Source organism: Ruegeria sp. BE1, assembly GCF_056538885.1.
Map to the genome: position 1 here is coordinate 145,479 of NZ_JBQFTY010000008.1, position 15,150 is coordinate 160,628.

A 15,150-nucleotide genomic window follows, 5' to 3' on the forward strand; every position below is an offset into this window, starting at 1 on the left:
CGAGCTCAAAGTCCCCAACCCTTTGCGCGCGCGTGATCAACCCACGTTGTCTTTCCCGTAGTTACGCGCCTTGGACATCTTGCCGATACCGGGATTGAAAGAGTTCGTTGGATCGCAACATGTGTAATGCGCGGCCAGATCAGGCTTGGCCTTGTACAGGTGCCCGACATTGTGTTCCGCCGGGTATTCAGCCCCACGCTGATCAAACAGCTTAAGCATCGCGGCCTTCAGCGCCTTTGGGTCAGCACCCTTTTTGACAACATAGTCCTGATGCATCACGTGGCACATGAAATGGCCGTAATAAAGCTTGTGAACCAGTTGGTCGTCGATCTCGGGCGGCAGTTTCTCTAACCAGTCCTGATCATTGCGCCTTAGGGCCACGTCCAGGGCGATGATGTCCTCAACCTCAGAGTTATGGATCGCCATGTAACGCACGGCGGCCCCTGCGGCGGCGAAACGGTGAAGGCCGGCAATCTTGGCCTCGCGCGCGGTGCATTCAAAGAAATCCGCATCGCGGACTTTCAGAAATTCGGGCAGCCAGTTCCGGGCCTCGGCAATGCCGTCATCCTTCATTTTCAGGATCAGGTGATGTTCATATCGGTCGCGGAAATCGACCATGCGTTTGGGCAAGACCCGAGGCCACAGCGATGCAGCGGTCTGCATGAACCGGTCGGTGAAATTGCGCAGGAACGGGATGCGCCGCAGACGGGCATCCACCGCGCCCTTCATTGCAAAGAACATCGGCAGCCGGTCGGTGCCCAGCTTGTCGATCATCACGACCGTGTCCTTGCCATAACGCGCGGTGATGTCGAACACGTCGCGCTGCATGTATTCGGCCGATACCGGCAGCGAGGTGAACCGCGACAGGATTTGCCGACGCAGATCAGCCAGATCATCGGGGTTGTTGGTGCCGATGTAAAAGACCTGTTCCGCCTCGTTCTTGGGAAAGGTGTCCAGCCGCACGGCAAACACCGCCATCTTTCCAGCCGACCCGGCGGATTCAAACAGCTTGGCCTTATCCGCGTTGAACCGCGCCGGAGTGTCCGCTGTCACATCCCGCACGATCTGCGCATAATCACTGGCCGAGGCGCGCTTGTTCGTGGCCCCCGGCGCGCGCTCAAACCTGCCCGTATCCAGATTGGTCAGGATCTCTTCGGGCGTGTCACCCAGATCAATACCCAGATGGTTGACCAGCTCCAGCGTACCCTGCTCGGTGATGCGGGCATAGACGGACAGTTCGGTATAAACCGGCCCACGTTCAACCAGAGACCCGCCCGAGTTGTTGCACACGCCGCCCACAATCGACGCGCCGATACAGGACGATCCGATCACCGAATGCGGCTCACGCCCCAGCGGGGCCAGCAGTTTTTCCAGCGCAAACAGGGTAGCACCGGGAAAGCTGACGATCTGTTCGCCACCGTTCAACGGTACCAGAGTGTCCATCCGACGCGTGTTGATCAGCACCACGTCGCGGTCATAGCTGCCCGATGGGGTAGACCCTTCGGTCAGGCCGGTATTGGCCGCCTGCATAATGACGATCTTGTCGGCGGCAACACAGGCTTGCAGCACTTTCCACTGCTCTAGCAGAGTGCCAGGCTGAAGGACACACAGCGCCTCGCCCTCACCCGACCGAAACCCGCGGCGAAACCGCTCGGTTGCACGCTCGCCGGTCAGGACGTGGCGTGCGCCAACGATGGACCGGAAATGTTTGATCAGTTCATCATTGGTCATGTCAGTCCTCGTTTCAGATCATGCTGCGCGAAAGCGGATGTTCTCGCGGCTCAGTTGGTCGACGCGGGTGACGCCCATCAGTTTCATATCACGCTCAATCTCGGCCCGCATCAAACCAAGGGCGCGTTCGACACCTGCCTGCCCGGCAGCGGCCAGCGGGTACAGATAGTGCCGCCCGACGCCCACCGCCTTGGCGCCCAGCGACAGTGCCTTGAGCACATGTGTGCCGCGTTGCACGCCACTGTCCATCATCACGTCCAGCTTGTCACCAACGGCATCGACGATCTCGGACAGTTGATCAAAGGGCGTGCGCGATCCGTCCAGCTGACGGCCCCCATGGTTCGACAGGATGATGCCGGTACAGCCGATCTCAGCCGCGCGTTTGGCATCCTCGACGGTCATGATCCCTTTGAGGCAGAATTGCCCGTCCCAATCGCGCACCATCTGGGCCACGTCATCCCAATCCATCGACGGATCAAGCATCTCGGTAAAGTACCCACCGATGGAACTGGCCCCGCCGCCCATATCCACATGTTCGTCCAGTTGCGGCAGGCGGAATTTCTCATGCGTGACGTAGTTGATCCCCCACATCGGCTTAATCGCGAACTGGATCATGCCGCCCAGCGTCAGGCGAAACGGAATCGAGAAGCCCGTGCGCAAGTCACGCTCGCGGTTGCCACCGGTGATGCTGTCCACGGTCAGCATCATCACCTCAACACCCGCCTCTTTGGCGCGCTGCATCATCGCGGCGTTCAATCCCCGATCTTTGTGGAAGTAGAACTGATAGACCTGCGGGTTCTTATGCTTTTGCCGCAACTCCTCCAGCGATACGGTGCCCAGCGACGACACGCCGAACATCGTCCCGTATTTCTCGGCCGCCGCCGCAACCGCGCGTTCGCCCTGATGGTGGAACAGGCGCTGCAACGCTGTAGGCGAGCAATAGATCGGCATGTCCAGCTTTTGCCCCATCACCGTGACGGACATGTCCACGTCCTTCACCCCACACAGCACCGAAGGCAGCAGATCGCAGCGGTCGAACGCGTTGGTGTTTTCGCGATACGTCACCTCGTCATCGGCGCCACCGTCGATATAGTTAAAGATCGGCCCCGGCAGCCGCTGTTTCGCCAGCCGCCGGAAATCGTGGAAGTTATGGCATTGGTTCAGGCGCATCTGGGCATCTCCTTAGTAGGCGACCGAGGGCAGCCAGGTTGCAAGGGTCGGCCACAGGAAGACCAGCGCCAGACCGGTCAGCTGCAACAAGACAAAGGGAATGATGCCTTTGTAGATATGCGTAAGCTTGATCTCGGGCGGGCAGACGCCTTTCAGGTAGAACAGCGCAAAGCCAACCGGCGGGGTCAGGAAGCTGGTTTGCAGCGTCACTGCCACCAGGATCACGAACCAGACCAGCGCGGGTTCGTCCAGCACGCCAAAGCCCGGGATATCGATGCCCAGCCCGTTCACGATGGGGCGCATCAGCGGCAGAACGATCAGCGTGATCTCGATCCAGTCCAGCACAAAGCCCAGCAGGAAGACGATGAACAGGATGAACAGGATCGTGCCATTGGCCCCGAACCCTGTGGATTGCACCACATGTTCGATCAGTTCATCCCCGCCCAATTCGCGCAGGACGTACGAGAATACCGTCGCGCCCAAAAAGATCGCAAAGATGTAGGCGGTGGTGTTGAAGGTGGACACCAACACGTTCCACAGTTTCTGGAATGTCAGCTTGCGATAGCCCAAGGCCAGCAGCGTCGCACCCAATGCGCCGATCCCTGACGCCTCAGTCGGCGTGGTCAGACCCGCAAAGATCGAGCCCAGCACCGCGAGGATCAACAGCAGCGTCGGGATGACGGCGATCAGCACGTCCTTGACGGCGGCCCAGTCGGGGGCCGTTGCGCCCTCGGGCACCGGGGCTGCGTCGCGTTTCACCAGCGCAAGGATGAAGATATAGGTCAGGTACAGCCCGCCAATGATGACACCGGGGAAGACGGCGGCCATGAACAGATCACCCACAGACAGGGCCATCTGATCGGCCATGATCACCAGCATGATCGAAGGCGGGATCAGGATGCCCAGCGTGCCCGAAGCAGAGACCACGCCCGCCGCCAGCGTCGGCTGATACTTCTGCTGCATCATCGATGGCAGCGAGAGCACGCCCAGCAGCACGACCGACGCTCCGATGATGCCGGTCGAGGCCGCAAGGATGATCCCGATCAGAGTCACGGTGATCGCCAGACCTCCGCGCACGGTGCCAAACAGGCGCTGCATCGAGGACATCAGACGCTCGGCGACTCCAGATTCGTCCAGCATCAGACCCATAAAGATGAACATCGGCAAGGCGACCAGAACCGCGTTGGACATGGTTGCATAGACCCGGTTCACCACCGCGCCCAGCGTCAGATAGTCCAGCCCGGTAAAGGTGCTTTCCAGCCCCGTCCACAGCATCAGGTCATTGTCGAACAGATAGGCCAGCCCGCAATAGGCCACACCAACACCGGCCAGCACCCACGCCACCGGATAGCCGGTGAATAGCAGTGCGATGAAGGTCAGGAACATGGCGATGACCAGCTTTTCCTCGGTGGTTTCCACCAGGAAGGTCAGGCCGACGCAAACAGCGGCAAACACCGCCAGAACCAGCAGAACGCGGCGCAGCGGGGCACCTTCGCGTTCCGATGCCGGTCCATAGAGCAACGCGTGACCGTCATGGATCAGCCGCGCAAGGGCGGCCAGCGCCAGCAGGACAAAGCTGATCGGGATCACCGCCTTGAAGGCCCAACGCGCAGGCAGGCCGGTCGGGCTGTCCGAGCGCTCATTCACGCGGAAACTCTCGTAGAAATAGTCGTACCCCTGATCTATCATCAGATAGATGAACGGGGTCAGCAGGGTCAGAATGCCGAGCACCTCGATCACCCGCTGTGCGCGGCGGGAAAGCTGCATATGCAGCACGTCCACACGCACATGGCTGTCGGTGATCAGGGCATAGGAAATACCGATCATCGTGACGATGCCGTAGAAATGCCACTGAACTTCGTCCAGTTTGGGATAGTTCTGGCTGAACAGGTAACGCAGCGAGACCTGAGCGAAAATCGCGCTCATCAGCAGCACGTTTGCCCACATGACCACATGGCCCACCGCCTTAACGCCCGTGTCGATGGCAACGGCGATTTTCTGGCGGTCTGTTTCTGGGTGTTCCAGGATGCCTTCATAGGCTTCGACCGGATCGTTGAGGTTATTCTGGCTGGCCATGGTCATTCCTCGCTCAGCAGCCCGACGGGCGGGCAGTGATTGGTTAGAAAGTCCTGTCGGAAAGAACCGGGGCAGCGGATCGCCGCCCCGGCATCGTCAGTCAAAAACTTACTGACGCGGGAGGAACGCGTTGGTTTTCCACAGGCCATAGCCTTCGCGGAACTCGGTCATGTCCGCCAGAACCTGCGCAAAGAAGGCATCGTTTGCGGCCTCTTCTGCGGCGACCTCTTCCCAGGTCGTGCGGAATGTATCCAGCATCTCGGGCGACCACTGCTTGATGGTGACACCGTTGTTTTCAACATTGTCGATCAGAGCCGCGTGCTGAATGGCCTCACCTTCGGCAAAGCTGTCGGCCATCGATGCCTTACAGGCGGTTTCGATGATTGCCTTGTGCTGGTCGCTGGCTTCGTTCCAGACGTCCTTGTTGATCATCAATTCGAACACGGTCGCCTGCTGGTGCCAGCCGGGGAAATAGTTGTATTTCACCAGTTTGTGGAAGCCCAGACGCGCGTCGATGGCAGGCATCGAGAACTCGGTCGCGTCGATGGCGCCTTTTTCCAACGCGGGGAAAATCTCACCACCCGGCAGCAGCGAGGTTGCGACACCCAGCTTTTGCATGACTTTGCCGCCCAGACCAAAGAAGCGCATCTTCAGGCCGTTCAGGTCTTCGGGGCTGTTGATTTCCTTGGCGAACCAGCCCGAGGTTTCCGGGGCGATGATCGCGCAAGGCATGACGTGGACGTTATAGCCCGCCTGATCATACATCTCTTGGTACAGTTTCAGACCATTGCCGTAATACATCCACGCCATGTATTCACCCGCCTCGGGACCAAAAGGCACAGCCGAGAACAGCGGCGCAGCAGGGATTTTACCAGCCCAGTACCCGGCGGTGGTATAGCCAGAGTTGATCTTGCCGGTGGATACAGCGTCCAGGATTTCAAACGGCGGAACCAGTTTACCCGGCTCGTACACCTTCATCTTCAGCGTGCCGCCGGACATCAGGTCCAGCTGCTCGGCCACGCGCGGGATGGGTGAACCCAGACCCGGCAATTCGGTCGAAAACGCAATCGGGGTTTTCAGCAGCAGCTTGTCCGCCGCAACAGCAGGTGCAGCCAGCAGGCTGGCGGCCACGGCAAGGCTCGTCAGGGTCTTTTTCATGATTTCTCCTCCAGGGTTGGTCGGGGCGTGCCCCAATCTTTGGCGCTGGCTCTTCCTGCGCCGCTCCGGTGGTCAACTAACTTTACCAGAAGCAACCAGTCAACAACTTTATTTACCACTGAGCGACCCACTACGGCCAGCTTTCGCTGAAAATCGGCAGCGCAACTCAGGTGCCGGAGAGGGCTTGGAAACTTGATGAATTACGAATATTATCTCTAAATCAGAGATTTACATTCATTCGAATTGCGAAATGCGTTGGCTTGAGTTTTGAGGAAAGATGGTTATGTTTATTTACCAGATACTCTCGACCTGACATCAAGCGGAGGCACGACGACATGAGCCCAACGGCGATATTTGAACCCGTCGGACACGAATCGCTGGCCGACGCCGTGGTTGCTCAGATCGAGGACCTGATTGCATCAGGCATCCTGAAACAGGGCCGCAAACTGCCCTCGGAACGGGATCTGGCCGAGATGCTGCGCGTGTCCCGTCCCAAGCTGCGCGAGGCGTTGGCCGTGCTGGAGGAGCGCGGTCTGGTCACGACCCAGCACGGCGAGGGAACGTTTGTCGCGGCTTTGACGGGTCAAGCGATGATGCCCGCCTTGCTGGCGCTCTATGAACGGCACGAGCCTGCCTTTTTCGATTACCTGGAATACCGGCGCGAGCAGGAAGGGTTTGCCGCCCGTCTGGCCGCGCGGCGGGCAACCAAGGCCGACAAGGAACGTATCACCAAAATTCTGGCTGAAAACGAACGCGCCTGGCAGGAAAATGACACCAAGGCAGGGCAAGAGGCGGATTTTGCCCTGCATACAGCAATCGTGGATGCCAGCCAGAACGCGACCCTGATCCACATGATGGCCTCAATCTTTGAGCTCACGCGCAAGGGCGTATTCTACAACCGGGATTTCCTGAGAACGATTGACGGTACAGGTGAACAGCTTTTGGCCCAACATCTGGAACTGGGCCGAGCCGTGATCGCAGGGGATGAGGATCGCGCCGTTAAGGCCGCGACCACGCATATCGACTTTGTCGAACACTCTTTCAAGCTGGGCATGGAACAAAACCGACGCGAAGCCATGGCCGAAAAGCGGCGCATGCTCTCGGAGCACTAGAGCGTTTCGGGTTTTACCTGAATCACTCTGCGACACAAATGTCCCGAGAACGCCGCAGGCGTGGCAGGGTATTCGTGTCTCAAGTTTAACCCGAAACGCTTTAGCCCTTACCGCACACCGTTCACGTTCAGGTAGATCGAATACAAAGAGCTTGTGCCAGCTATGAACAAGCGGTTGAGCTTGGCCCCGCCGAAGCAGACATTCCCCACCATCTCGGGGATATGCACTTTGCCGATCAGATCGCCCTGCGCATTCAGGCAATGAACCCCATCCGCGGCCGAGCTCCAGATCCTGCCCGCCCGGTCGGGTCGGAACCCGTCGAACAAGCCCTGCGTGCAATTGGCAAACACCCCACCTCCGCTGAGGGTTTTACCATCCTGCGACACGTCGAACCGACGGATATGCGCCGGGCCGTTTTCATCATGGGTGACGCCCGTATCCGAGATGTACAACGCACTTTCATCTGGTGAGAAGGCCAGACCGTTGGGCTTCATGAAATCCGTGGCGACCGCCGTGACCTCAGCCGTGTCCGGGTCAACGCGGTAGACGTGGCAGGCGCCGATCTCGCTTTCGGCGCGCTCGCCTTCATAGTCCATCATGATGCCGTAAGAGGGATCGGTAAACCAGATTGAACCATCGGATTTCACCACCACGTCATTGGGCGAGTTCAGGCGTTTACCCTGCCAGGCATCGGCCAGAACGGTAATGGATCCGTCATGCTCGGTTCGGGTCACGCGGCGGGTCAGGTGTTCGCAGGATACCAGGCGGCCTTGGGTGTCCACCGTATTGCCGTTGGCGTTGCTGGACGGCTGACGGAACACTGAAACCGAGCCATCCGTATCATCCCACCGCATGAGTCTGTTGTTGGGAATATCCGACCAGACCAGATAGCGGCCCGCCGCGAACCACGCGGGCCCCTCGGACCAGCGCGCACCGGTCCACAGACGCTCCACCCGGGCGTGGCCGACGAAACAGCCCTCGAATTCCTTGGCGATGACCTCGAACCCGGTTCCTTCCAGAACACCAAACATCATTCAGCTCCTTCTTGTCGTAAGTCTGACGCGCCTCAGCCACGCAACTCGGGCGGCAGCAGGGCGTCAGGCATGTTCTGATAGCTGACCGGGCGCAGCCAGCGCACGATACCCAGCGTACCCACGGAGGTGGCGCGGACATCGGTGCTGGCCGGGTATGGCCCGCCATGCATCATGGCCGAGCAGACCTCGACCCCCGTCGGGAAGCCGTTCACCAGCAGACGCCCGGCCTTTTCTTCGAGGATCGGCATCAGGTCCTGCGCCAGCGGGGTATCGCCGTCATCCATGTGCAGGGTCAGGGTCAGCTGACCTTCCAGCCCTTCGGCGAGGGCTTTCATCTGGTCGGCATCCTCACAACGCACAAGGATGCCCGCCGCGCCGAACACTTCGTGTTGCAGTTTGGGGTTCGCCATCCACTCAGCCGCGCTGACCTTGAACAGCGCAGGCACTGCGGCGCGTTTGCCGGTTGCGGCGCTGCAGGATGTGACCTCGGTCATCAGATCGCGGAATTCTCGGACACCCTGTTCATAGGCATCGTGGATGCCGTCAGTCAGCATCTTCTGTTCCGCCGTGTCATTCAGCGCGGCGGCGCAAGCGGCTTCCAGCGCATCGGCCTCCAGCCCTTTGACCATGACCGCAACGCCGGGATTGGTGCAGAACTGCCCCGCGCCCATCGTCAGCGACGCCGCCCAACCCGCGCCGATCTCAGCCGCGCGGGCGCTCATGGCTTCGGGAAGGCAGAACATCGGGTTGACCGAGCCCAGCTCACCATAGAACGGGATCGGGTTCGGGCGCGCGTGGCACAGATCATAAAGCGCGCGGCCACCGGCCAGCGATCCGGTAAAGCCAACGGCGGTGATGTCCGGGTGTTGCACAAGGGCCGAGCCGACCTCACGCCCCGATCCCTGCACCATCTGGAAGGTGGCAGGGGGCATGCCGCAAATCTCGACCGCCTTGGCGATGGCTTGCGCGACCAGTTCGGCAGTACCGGCATGGGCGCTGTGGCCCTTGACAATCACCGGGCACCCGGCAGCCAAGGCCGAAGCGGTGTCCCCGCCCGCCGTGGAGAAGGCGAGCGGGAAGTTCGACGCACCAAAGACGGCCACGGGGCCGATAGCTTTGTGCGTCAGGCGCAGATCAGGACGGGGGAGTGGCGTCCGATCAGGGAGCGCGCCAGTTTTGCGGGTATCGAGATACCCTGTCTCTTCGATCAGATCGGCGAACATGCGCAGCTGGCCGGTCGTGCGGCCACGTTCACCGACCAGACGGGCCTCGGGCAGACCGGTCTCGGCCATGCCGGTTTGGGTGATCTCGTCGCCCAGCACATCCATCTGGTCCGCAATCGTGCGCAGAAACGCGGCCCGGTCCGTGCGCGGCTTGCCTGAATATGCCCGGAAATCACGTCGCGCCGCCCGGCAGGCGTCGTCCACCTGCGCGGCGGTGGCCTGTGCAAAGCTCTGGCCCTCAAGATCGTCTGAGGCCCGCAGGTTGTCCGATCCGACCCATGCGCCGTCGATCAGATTTTGTCCAAGGATCATGTTATTTTCCCCAATTCAGGACCAACGGGTCCAGCGGTTTCAAAAGGTCTATCAATCGGTCGCGAATGGCCGGTTGCAGCGGATCAATCGGGTGGCGGCAGAACTCGGATCCGATGACCCCGCCTTCGACCATCGCGGCCTTGCAGGATTGCCAGCCGCATTGACGGTTTTCGTGGTTGATGACCATCGCGACGCGCCCATAGGCAGCGGTCGCCTCATCAATGCGACCTGCGTGATGATGCGTGATCACCGGCTTGATCTGGTCCACGATCATGCCCGATGTCATCGACCCCGTGGCCCCCGCATCCAGATCGGCCAGCAGCGTGATGCCTTCTTCACCATCAAAGGGGGCCTCAATCGCATCGCCGCCTTCGGCAATCAGCGCCCGCAGCTTGTTGGCCGCCCGAGGGCATTCGATCTTGAACAGTTTCACCATCTCGATCTCTTGCGCCATTTTCACCAACAACAGCACCGGCAGATCGACGCCTGACAAAGGCGCGTCCTGCACCATGATCGGGATGCCGACCTCGCCCACTGCAGCAAACTGTTCATAGGTCTGCTGCGCGTTCCCCTTCAGAAGCGCCCCGTGATAGGGCGGCATCATCATCACGATATCCGCGCCCAGATCCTTGGCGAATTGCGCGCGTTCTACCGCGATCTGAGTGGCAAAATGGCTGATCGTCACGATCATCGGCACACGGCCTGCGACATGTTCAAGGCAAAGCCGGGTCAGGATCGCGCGTTCCTCGTCCGAGATCAGGAACTGTTCCGAAAAATTGGCCAGCACGCAAATCCCGTCCGCGCCCTGATCGATCAGGCAATCCAAAACGCGCTTCATGCCCTCAAGATCAAGCGTGCCATCATCGTGGAACGGTGTCGGCGCAACGGGCCAGATACCGGTATAGCTCATGGATTACTCCGTAATCTTGAAATGTTTCAGGTGTTTGTCCGTGATCTCAATCCCCAGACCGGGCGTGTTGTCATCCAGATCAAGGAAGCCGTCTACCGCCTCGGGGTCGCCTTCGAAGATGTAGTAGAACAGCTCATTCCCGACCTCGACATCGAAGACGGGGAAATATTCGCTGATCATGCAATTCGCGTTGGCCATGGTCAGGTGATAGTTGTGCATCTGCCCGGCATGCGGGATGACAGGAATCTGATGCGCCTCGGCAATCGCGTTGATCTTTTGCGCCGCCGTAATACCGCCCACGCGGTTGGTATCATATTGCAAGACGCTGACGGCTTTTTTCTCGATCAGGTCCTTGCAGCCGATGATAGAGAATTCATGCTCACCCCCAGAAATCGGGATGATGTTCATCGCGTTGAGCTCACGATACCCTTCGACATCGTCGGCAATTACCGGCTCTTCCAGCCAGCGGGGTTCATACTTGACCAGCTTGGGTAGCATCCGCTTGGCGTAGTCCAGGTTCCAGCCCATGTAGCATTCGACCATCAGGTCCACGTCATAGCCGATGACCTCACGCACCGCTTCGACCCGTTTGAGGTTTTCGCGCATGCCCGCCATGCCGTCCTTGGGCCCCCAGCCAAACCGCATCTTGTAGGCGGAATAGCCGTTCTTTTGCGCCTCGGCGGCCTCGGCCTGCATCACGTCGATGGGGCCGGAATAGAGCTTGGAATAATAGACCGGGATTTTTTCCTTGGTGCGCCCGCCCAGCAGTTTGAACACGGGCTTGCCCGCCAGCTTGCCCATCAAATCCCAGATCGCCAGATCAACCGCTGAGATCGCGATCATCCCGATCCCCTTGCGCCCCCAGGCGTGGCTGCGACGGTACATTTTTTCCCATAGATAGGCGTAGTCGAATGGGTCCTCGCCAATCACCAGCGGGGCGAACCATTCGTCAATCGCAGCTTTGACCACCGAGGGCGCAAGGGCCGCGTTGCCGATGCCCACAGTGCCGTCATCGGTTTCGATCTCGCAGGTCAGCCACTGGTGGAAGCGGAAGGACGACATCGCATCGCCTTTCTCATAAAGCGCGTCCGAGGCGTTGGTGCAGAAATTGCCGGTGGGCGGAACGGTCGGGCCGGTCCAGTTCCAGACGCGGGTGCGCACGGATTTAATCTTGGTCATCTTGGTCCTCTCAGTCGGCGCTGCGTTCGGCGCGATGTGTTTTGGCCATGCGCACCAGCAGATCGAACGCCTGCCGCGTTGCGCCCGGATTGGCCTTGTTCTGTCCGGCGATATCAAAGGCGGTGCCATGGGCGGGGGTTGCAACCGGAATGGGCAGCCCACCCGCGACGGTCACGCCGCGTTCAAACCCCATCAGCTTGATCGCGATCTGGCCCTGGTCGTGATACATGGTCACGACCGCATCGACCTCACCCCGCTGCGCCTTCAGGAACACCGTGTCCGAGGGCCACGGCCCTGTCACATTCATCTGTTTTTCCCGCGCTTTGCGGACGGCGGGTTCGAGAATGTCGATCTCTTCCCGGCCGAACTTGCCATTGTCGCCCGCATGCGGATTTAGCGCCGCAACCGCGATGTTCGGGCGCGCCTTGCCCGCCTTGCGCAGCGTGTCATTGGCCAGATTGACCGCCTTCAATATCCCTTCTTCGGTGATATTGGCCGCCACATCCTTCAGCCCGATATGCGAAGTCACGCGCGTCGTCATCAACTCATCCAGAACGTTGAGTTCCGAGTGATATCCGGTATGCCCCATGTACCGCGCCATATAGCGGTGCTCATCCTCGGCATTCAGGCCCGCCGCGGTCATCGCGGCCTTGTTGAAGGGGCCAAACAGGATGCCATCGACCTGCCCTGCCATGGCAAGATCCATCGCCTTGTCCAGACAGCGCAGGGACGTGGTGCCGCCTTCGACCGTGACCTCGGCGATCCGCACGTCCTCGGGCGCGATGGTGTCGAGGTTCAGGTGGAGCAGGCCGGGTTGGTCTGACACCTCGTCCACCGTGTTCAATGGCACATTCAGTTCGGCCTGTTCAGCGCCGCGCTGCCACAGGTGGCTATCGCCCACCAGCACAATATCGGCGGCGTCCTGCACGCCCTCTTGATTGAGCAGTTTGGCGATTAGCTCGGGCCCGATACCAGACGGGTCGCCGGGCACGATAGCAATTCGGGGTTTGATCATGCCGCACCCTCCCAGTGTTTCGAAAATCCGTCAGGCAGGATGACCATCACGTCCGGTTCCTTGCCCGTGTCAAAGGTTTGCACCACTTCGAACGTATCGAGGTTAAACCGCTGCACCTGCTCGCAATCGATGGCGATATAGGCGAATGCAGCCTCATCATCGATACACAGCGCCAGCGGGTTTGCCGGGGTTTTCTGTTCGTGAAGCATCTCACCCGTCGCTTCATCAAAGACCGAGAACGAGCCGCCAAAATGGTTCATCGTCACCAGCCGGTTGCGTTTACCGTCATAGTAAATGCGGCAGGGATCGTCTGGGGTTGGAAAGCTGCGCTCGATCTCAAGCGTGTCGGTATTGATCACCGCCACCGTGTTTGAAATCCGCTGCGAAGTATAAAGCGTCTGCACATCCTCACGCAGGCACCGCCCCTCGGGCTTTTGTCCGGTCTTGATCGAGATCGGCGCGACTGAGGCGTCATAAGGGTTGAACACCGTCACATCGCCCGAGGTCAGGTTCATCGAATAGGCCGTGTGACCATCGCGGGTCAGCGCGAACAGATGGCACTTCGTGCCGCCCGTGGGCGTGATGTGATCCCAGCCCTGATCGAAGGCACGCGGGTTTTCCTTGACCAGCAGATGCCCTGTCCATTCCGACAGCACATAAAGCCGCCCCTGCCCGTCCAACCCGATCCCATGCGGGCGGGCGTGTTCGCCCAGATCATAGGTGTGCACAATTTCCTGCTTGCGGATGTCGATCACGATGACGGAGCGGCCATCAGTGCCATCAATGCCCGAATTCTGCACGCCGTAGTGGCCCACATAGGCATAGTGAAAGTCATCATCGACCACGAATTCATGGGGAAAATGCGGCAAATCCAGGCGCCCCTGCAGGGCGCCGGTGTCAATGTCATACCAGCTGACGCAATGGCTGCATTTTTCTATCAACATCATGGATTGCGCCATGCAATCTCCCTCCTTCTTTCGTCTGTTCGTTCATCTGTGGCCGACCAGTGGGGGCCGGCCACAGACCAGTTGCTTACCGTTCCAAGGCACCCACGCCCGAGAAACGGAAAGCTTCCTGTTCCAGGGCGTTCAGTTCATCGGCGCTCATCTGATCATGGGCGACGGTGATCCGGCCAAGGAAGACAAAGGGCAGCTCATCCTGACGCCCTTCGAGATGCGCCTTGATCGCTTCGGCGGTCGCCGCGCCCACATCGTCACCCATGCGCATCGGCGTGGCATCCAGCTCACCCCGGCGGATGGCATCCAGTTCAAGACCGGTGCCGCCCCAACCGGTTGAGAACACGTCTTTCTCTTTGCCAACGGCAACCTGCGCCTCGACCGAGCCCATGGCCATCGCGGTGTTGGCGTTGTGGATGATCGTGGCCTCAGGATACGCCTGCAGGATCAGGCTGGTACCTTCAAACCCGCCTTCGCGCTGGTACTCACCATAGTGTTCGTAGACGGTGGTCCAGTTGCCCTTCTCTTCCACGCAAGCCTTGAAGTCGCCCGAACGCTGATCGTCGGTGATGCCCGGAATGCCCCGGTTCATCGCCATGGTCACGTCATTGCCCAGACGTTCCAGCATATAGTCGCACATGGTCAGCGCCCCGGCGGCCGAGCTGAAATCGAACCACGCGTCAGGCTGGTTGGCCAGGTCCTTAGGCGGCGTATGGAAGGCCCAGACAAAGGTGGCAAAGCCGTCATTGCCCGCCATCTTGTCGATGTTATCGGCCTGAATCGCCAGTTCCGAGGGGCCGAAGATCACGAAATCATACAGATCGGCGTCCTGAACCACCTGATTGGCATAGGTTGATTGCAGGCTGTGCTCGATCTGGCGGCTGGCGAATTCTGTGGTTTCATACTCGATCCCCAGTTCATCCAGTCGTTTGGTCATCGCCAGATAGTTGCGCGCCCAGAAATCTGACGTATCCGCCGAGGGGTAGATCAACGCGATCTGCAACGGGCCGTCCTGCGTGCCCTCGTACTTGACCGCAGCGGCCCCGGTTGTGGCCTGCAACGCCTCAAGCTTGCCATCGGCGTTTACCTCGCCCGGAACCCAGTAATCGCGGTCTTCGATGCCCGGCAGTTCCTTGAGCGGCAATTTCCCGTGGCCGTCAGCAAAAGCCGCAGCGGCACACAGGCAAAACGCGCTTGTTGTCAGTAGTGCTTTGTTCAATTGTTTCACGGTAAGTCCTCCCTTTCGCGAATAAGTGGGGTCTTGCAGGTGTGCC

General features: G+C 59.8%; 12 protein-coding genes. 1 reads left to right on the top strand and 11 read right to left on the bottom strand.

Annotation, left to right across the window (positions count from 1 at the left end):
• Window positions 1–36: 36 nt before the first annotated feature.
• The 4 genes from dld to ACR0J5_RS19460 all read right to left on the bottom strand — a co-directional run bounded on the left by dld (window position 37) and on the right by ACR0J5_RS19460 (window position 6,135).
• Window positions 37–1,731 (bottom strand): D-lactate dehydrogenase, encoded by a 1,695-nt coding sequence (gene dld, locus ACR0J5_RS19445; protein ID WP_480656350.1) that lies wholly within the window; start codon window positions 1,729–1,731, stop codon window positions 37–39.
• An 18-nt stretch (window positions 1,732–1,749) separates the two neighbouring features.
• Window positions 1,750–2,901 carry an alpha-hydroxy acid oxidase gene (locus ACR0J5_RS19450; RefSeq protein WP_480656352.1) on the bottom strand — a complete coding sequence of 384 codons (1,152 nt, stop codon included), beginning with the start codon at window positions 2,899–2,901 and terminating at the stop codon, window positions 1,750–1,752.
• Window positions 2,902–2,913: 12 nt separating this feature from the next.
• Window positions 2,914–4,977, bottom strand: coding sequence for a TRAP transporter large permease subunit (locus tag ACR0J5_RS19455; RefSeq protein ID WP_480656354.1), 2,064 nt, complete (start codon window positions 4,975–4,977; stop codon window positions 2,914–2,916).
• A 108-nt stretch (window positions 4,978–5,085) separates the two neighbouring features.
• Window positions 5,086–6,135 (bottom strand): TRAP transporter substrate-binding protein, encoded by a 1,050-nt coding sequence (locus tag ACR0J5_RS19460; RefSeq protein WP_480656356.1) that lies wholly within the window; start codon window positions 6,133–6,135, stop codon window positions 5,086–5,088.
• A gap of 335 nt (window positions 6,136–6,470) precedes the next feature.
• Between ACR0J5_RS19460 and ACR0J5_RS19465 the strand changes: the two genes are divergently transcribed.
• Window positions 6,471–7,247, top strand: coding sequence for a FadR/GntR family transcriptional regulator (locus tag ACR0J5_RS19465; protein ID WP_480656358.1), 777 nt, complete (start codon window positions 6,471–6,473; stop codon window positions 7,245–7,247).
• A 107-nt stretch (window positions 7,248–7,354) separates the two neighbouring features.
• On the opposite strand, the gene ACR0J5_RS19470 is transcribed toward ACR0J5_RS19465, so the two are convergent.
• The 7 genes from ACR0J5_RS19470 to ACR0J5_RS19500 all read right to left on the bottom strand — a co-directional run bounded on the left by ACR0J5_RS19470 (window position 7,355) and on the right by ACR0J5_RS19500 (window position 15,104).
• The gene (locus ACR0J5_RS19470) at window positions 7,355–8,278 is read right to left on the bottom strand and encodes an SMP-30/gluconolactonase/LRE family protein (protein WP_480656359.1); all 924 of its coding nucleotides are present in this window, start codon (window positions 8,276–8,278) and stop codon (window positions 7,355–7,357) included.
• A 35-nt stretch (window positions 8,279–8,313) separates the two neighbouring features.
• Window positions 8,314–9,816 carry an aldehyde dehydrogenase (NADP(+)) gene (locus ACR0J5_RS19475; RefSeq protein WP_480656361.1) on the bottom strand — a complete coding sequence of 501 codons (1,503 nt, stop codon included), beginning with the start codon at window positions 9,814–9,816 and terminating at the stop codon, window positions 8,314–8,316.
• Between the two features lies 1 nt (window position 9,817).
• Window positions 9,818–10,726 carry a dihydrodipicolinate synthase family protein gene (locus ACR0J5_RS19480; protein WP_480656363.1) on the bottom strand — a complete coding sequence of 303 codons (909 nt, stop codon included), beginning with the start codon at window positions 10,724–10,726 and terminating at the stop codon, window positions 9,818–9,820.
• Between the two features lie 3 nt (window positions 10,727–10,729).
• A complete protein-coding gene (locus tag ACR0J5_RS19485; RefSeq protein ID WP_480656365.1) occupies window positions 10,730–11,905 on the bottom strand; it encodes an L-rhamnonate dehydratase in 1,176 nt (391 codons plus the stop codon).
• A 10-nt stretch (window positions 11,906–11,915) separates the two neighbouring features.
• Window positions 11,916–12,920: a 4-hydroxythreonine-4-phosphate dehydrogenase PdxA gene (locus tag ACR0J5_RS19490; RefSeq protein ID WP_480656367.1), complete on the bottom strand. Its 1,005-nt coding sequence runs from the start codon at window positions 12,918–12,920 to the stop codon at window positions 11,916–11,918.
• Window positions 12,917–13,879 carry a YncE family protein gene (locus ACR0J5_RS19495; RefSeq protein ID WP_480656369.1) on the bottom strand — a complete coding sequence of 321 codons (963 nt, stop codon included), beginning with the start codon at window positions 13,877–13,879 and terminating at the stop codon, window positions 12,917–12,919. The genes ACR0J5_RS19490 and ACR0J5_RS19495 overlap by 4 nt, the downstream gene beginning before the upstream one ends.
• Before the next feature lie 73 nt (window positions 13,880–13,952).
• Window positions 13,953–15,104, bottom strand: a complete 1,152-nt coding sequence (locus ACR0J5_RS19500; protein WP_480656370.1) for a substrate-binding domain-containing protein — start codon at window positions 15,102–15,104, stop codon at window positions 13,953–13,955.
• Window positions 15,105–15,150 lie beyond the last annotated feature (46 nt).

Excerpts from the sequence above, each read along its gene's own strand:
- dld (WP_480656350.1), bottom strand. The coding sequence starts at position 1,731 with ATGACCAATGATGAACTGATCAAACATTTCCGGTCCATCGTTGGCGCA.
- ACR0J5_RS19450 (WP_480656352.1), bottom strand. The coding sequence starts at position 2,901 with ATGCGCCTGAACCAATGCCATAACTTCCACGATTTCCGGCGGCTGGCG.
- ACR0J5_RS19455 (WP_480656354.1), bottom strand. The coding sequence starts at position 4,977 with ATGGCCAGCCAGAATAACCTCAACGATCCGGTCGAAGCCTATGAAGGC.
- ACR0J5_RS19460 (WP_480656356.1), bottom strand. The coding sequence starts at position 6,135 with ATGAAAAAGACCCTGACGAGCCTTGCCGTGGCCGCCAGCCTGCTGGCT.
- ACR0J5_RS19465 (WP_480656358.1), top strand. The coding sequence starts at position 6,471 with ATGAGCCCAACGGCGATATTTGAACCCGTCGGACACGAATCGCTGGCC.
- ACR0J5_RS19470 (WP_480656359.1), bottom strand. The coding sequence starts at position 8,278 with ATGTTTGGTGTTCTGGAAGGAACCGGGTTCGAGGTCATCGCCAAGGAA.
- ACR0J5_RS19475 (WP_480656361.1), bottom strand. The coding sequence starts at position 9,816 with ATGATCCTTGGACAAAATCTGATCGACGGCGCATGGGTCGGATCGGAC.
- ACR0J5_RS19480 (WP_480656363.1), bottom strand. The coding sequence starts at position 10,726 with ATGAGCTATACCGGTATCTGGCCCGTTGCGCCGACACCGTTCCACGAT.
- ACR0J5_RS19485 (WP_480656365.1), bottom strand. The coding sequence starts at position 11,905 with ATGACCAAGATTAAATCCGTGCGCACCCGCGTCTGGAACTGGACCGGC.
- ACR0J5_RS19490 (WP_480656367.1), bottom strand. The coding sequence starts at position 12,920 with ATGATCAAACCCCGAATTGCTATCGTGCCCGGCGACCCGTCTGGTATC.
- ACR0J5_RS19495 (WP_480656369.1), bottom strand. The coding sequence starts at position 13,879 with ATGGCGCAATCCATGATGTTGATAGAAAAATGCAGCCATTGCGTCAGC.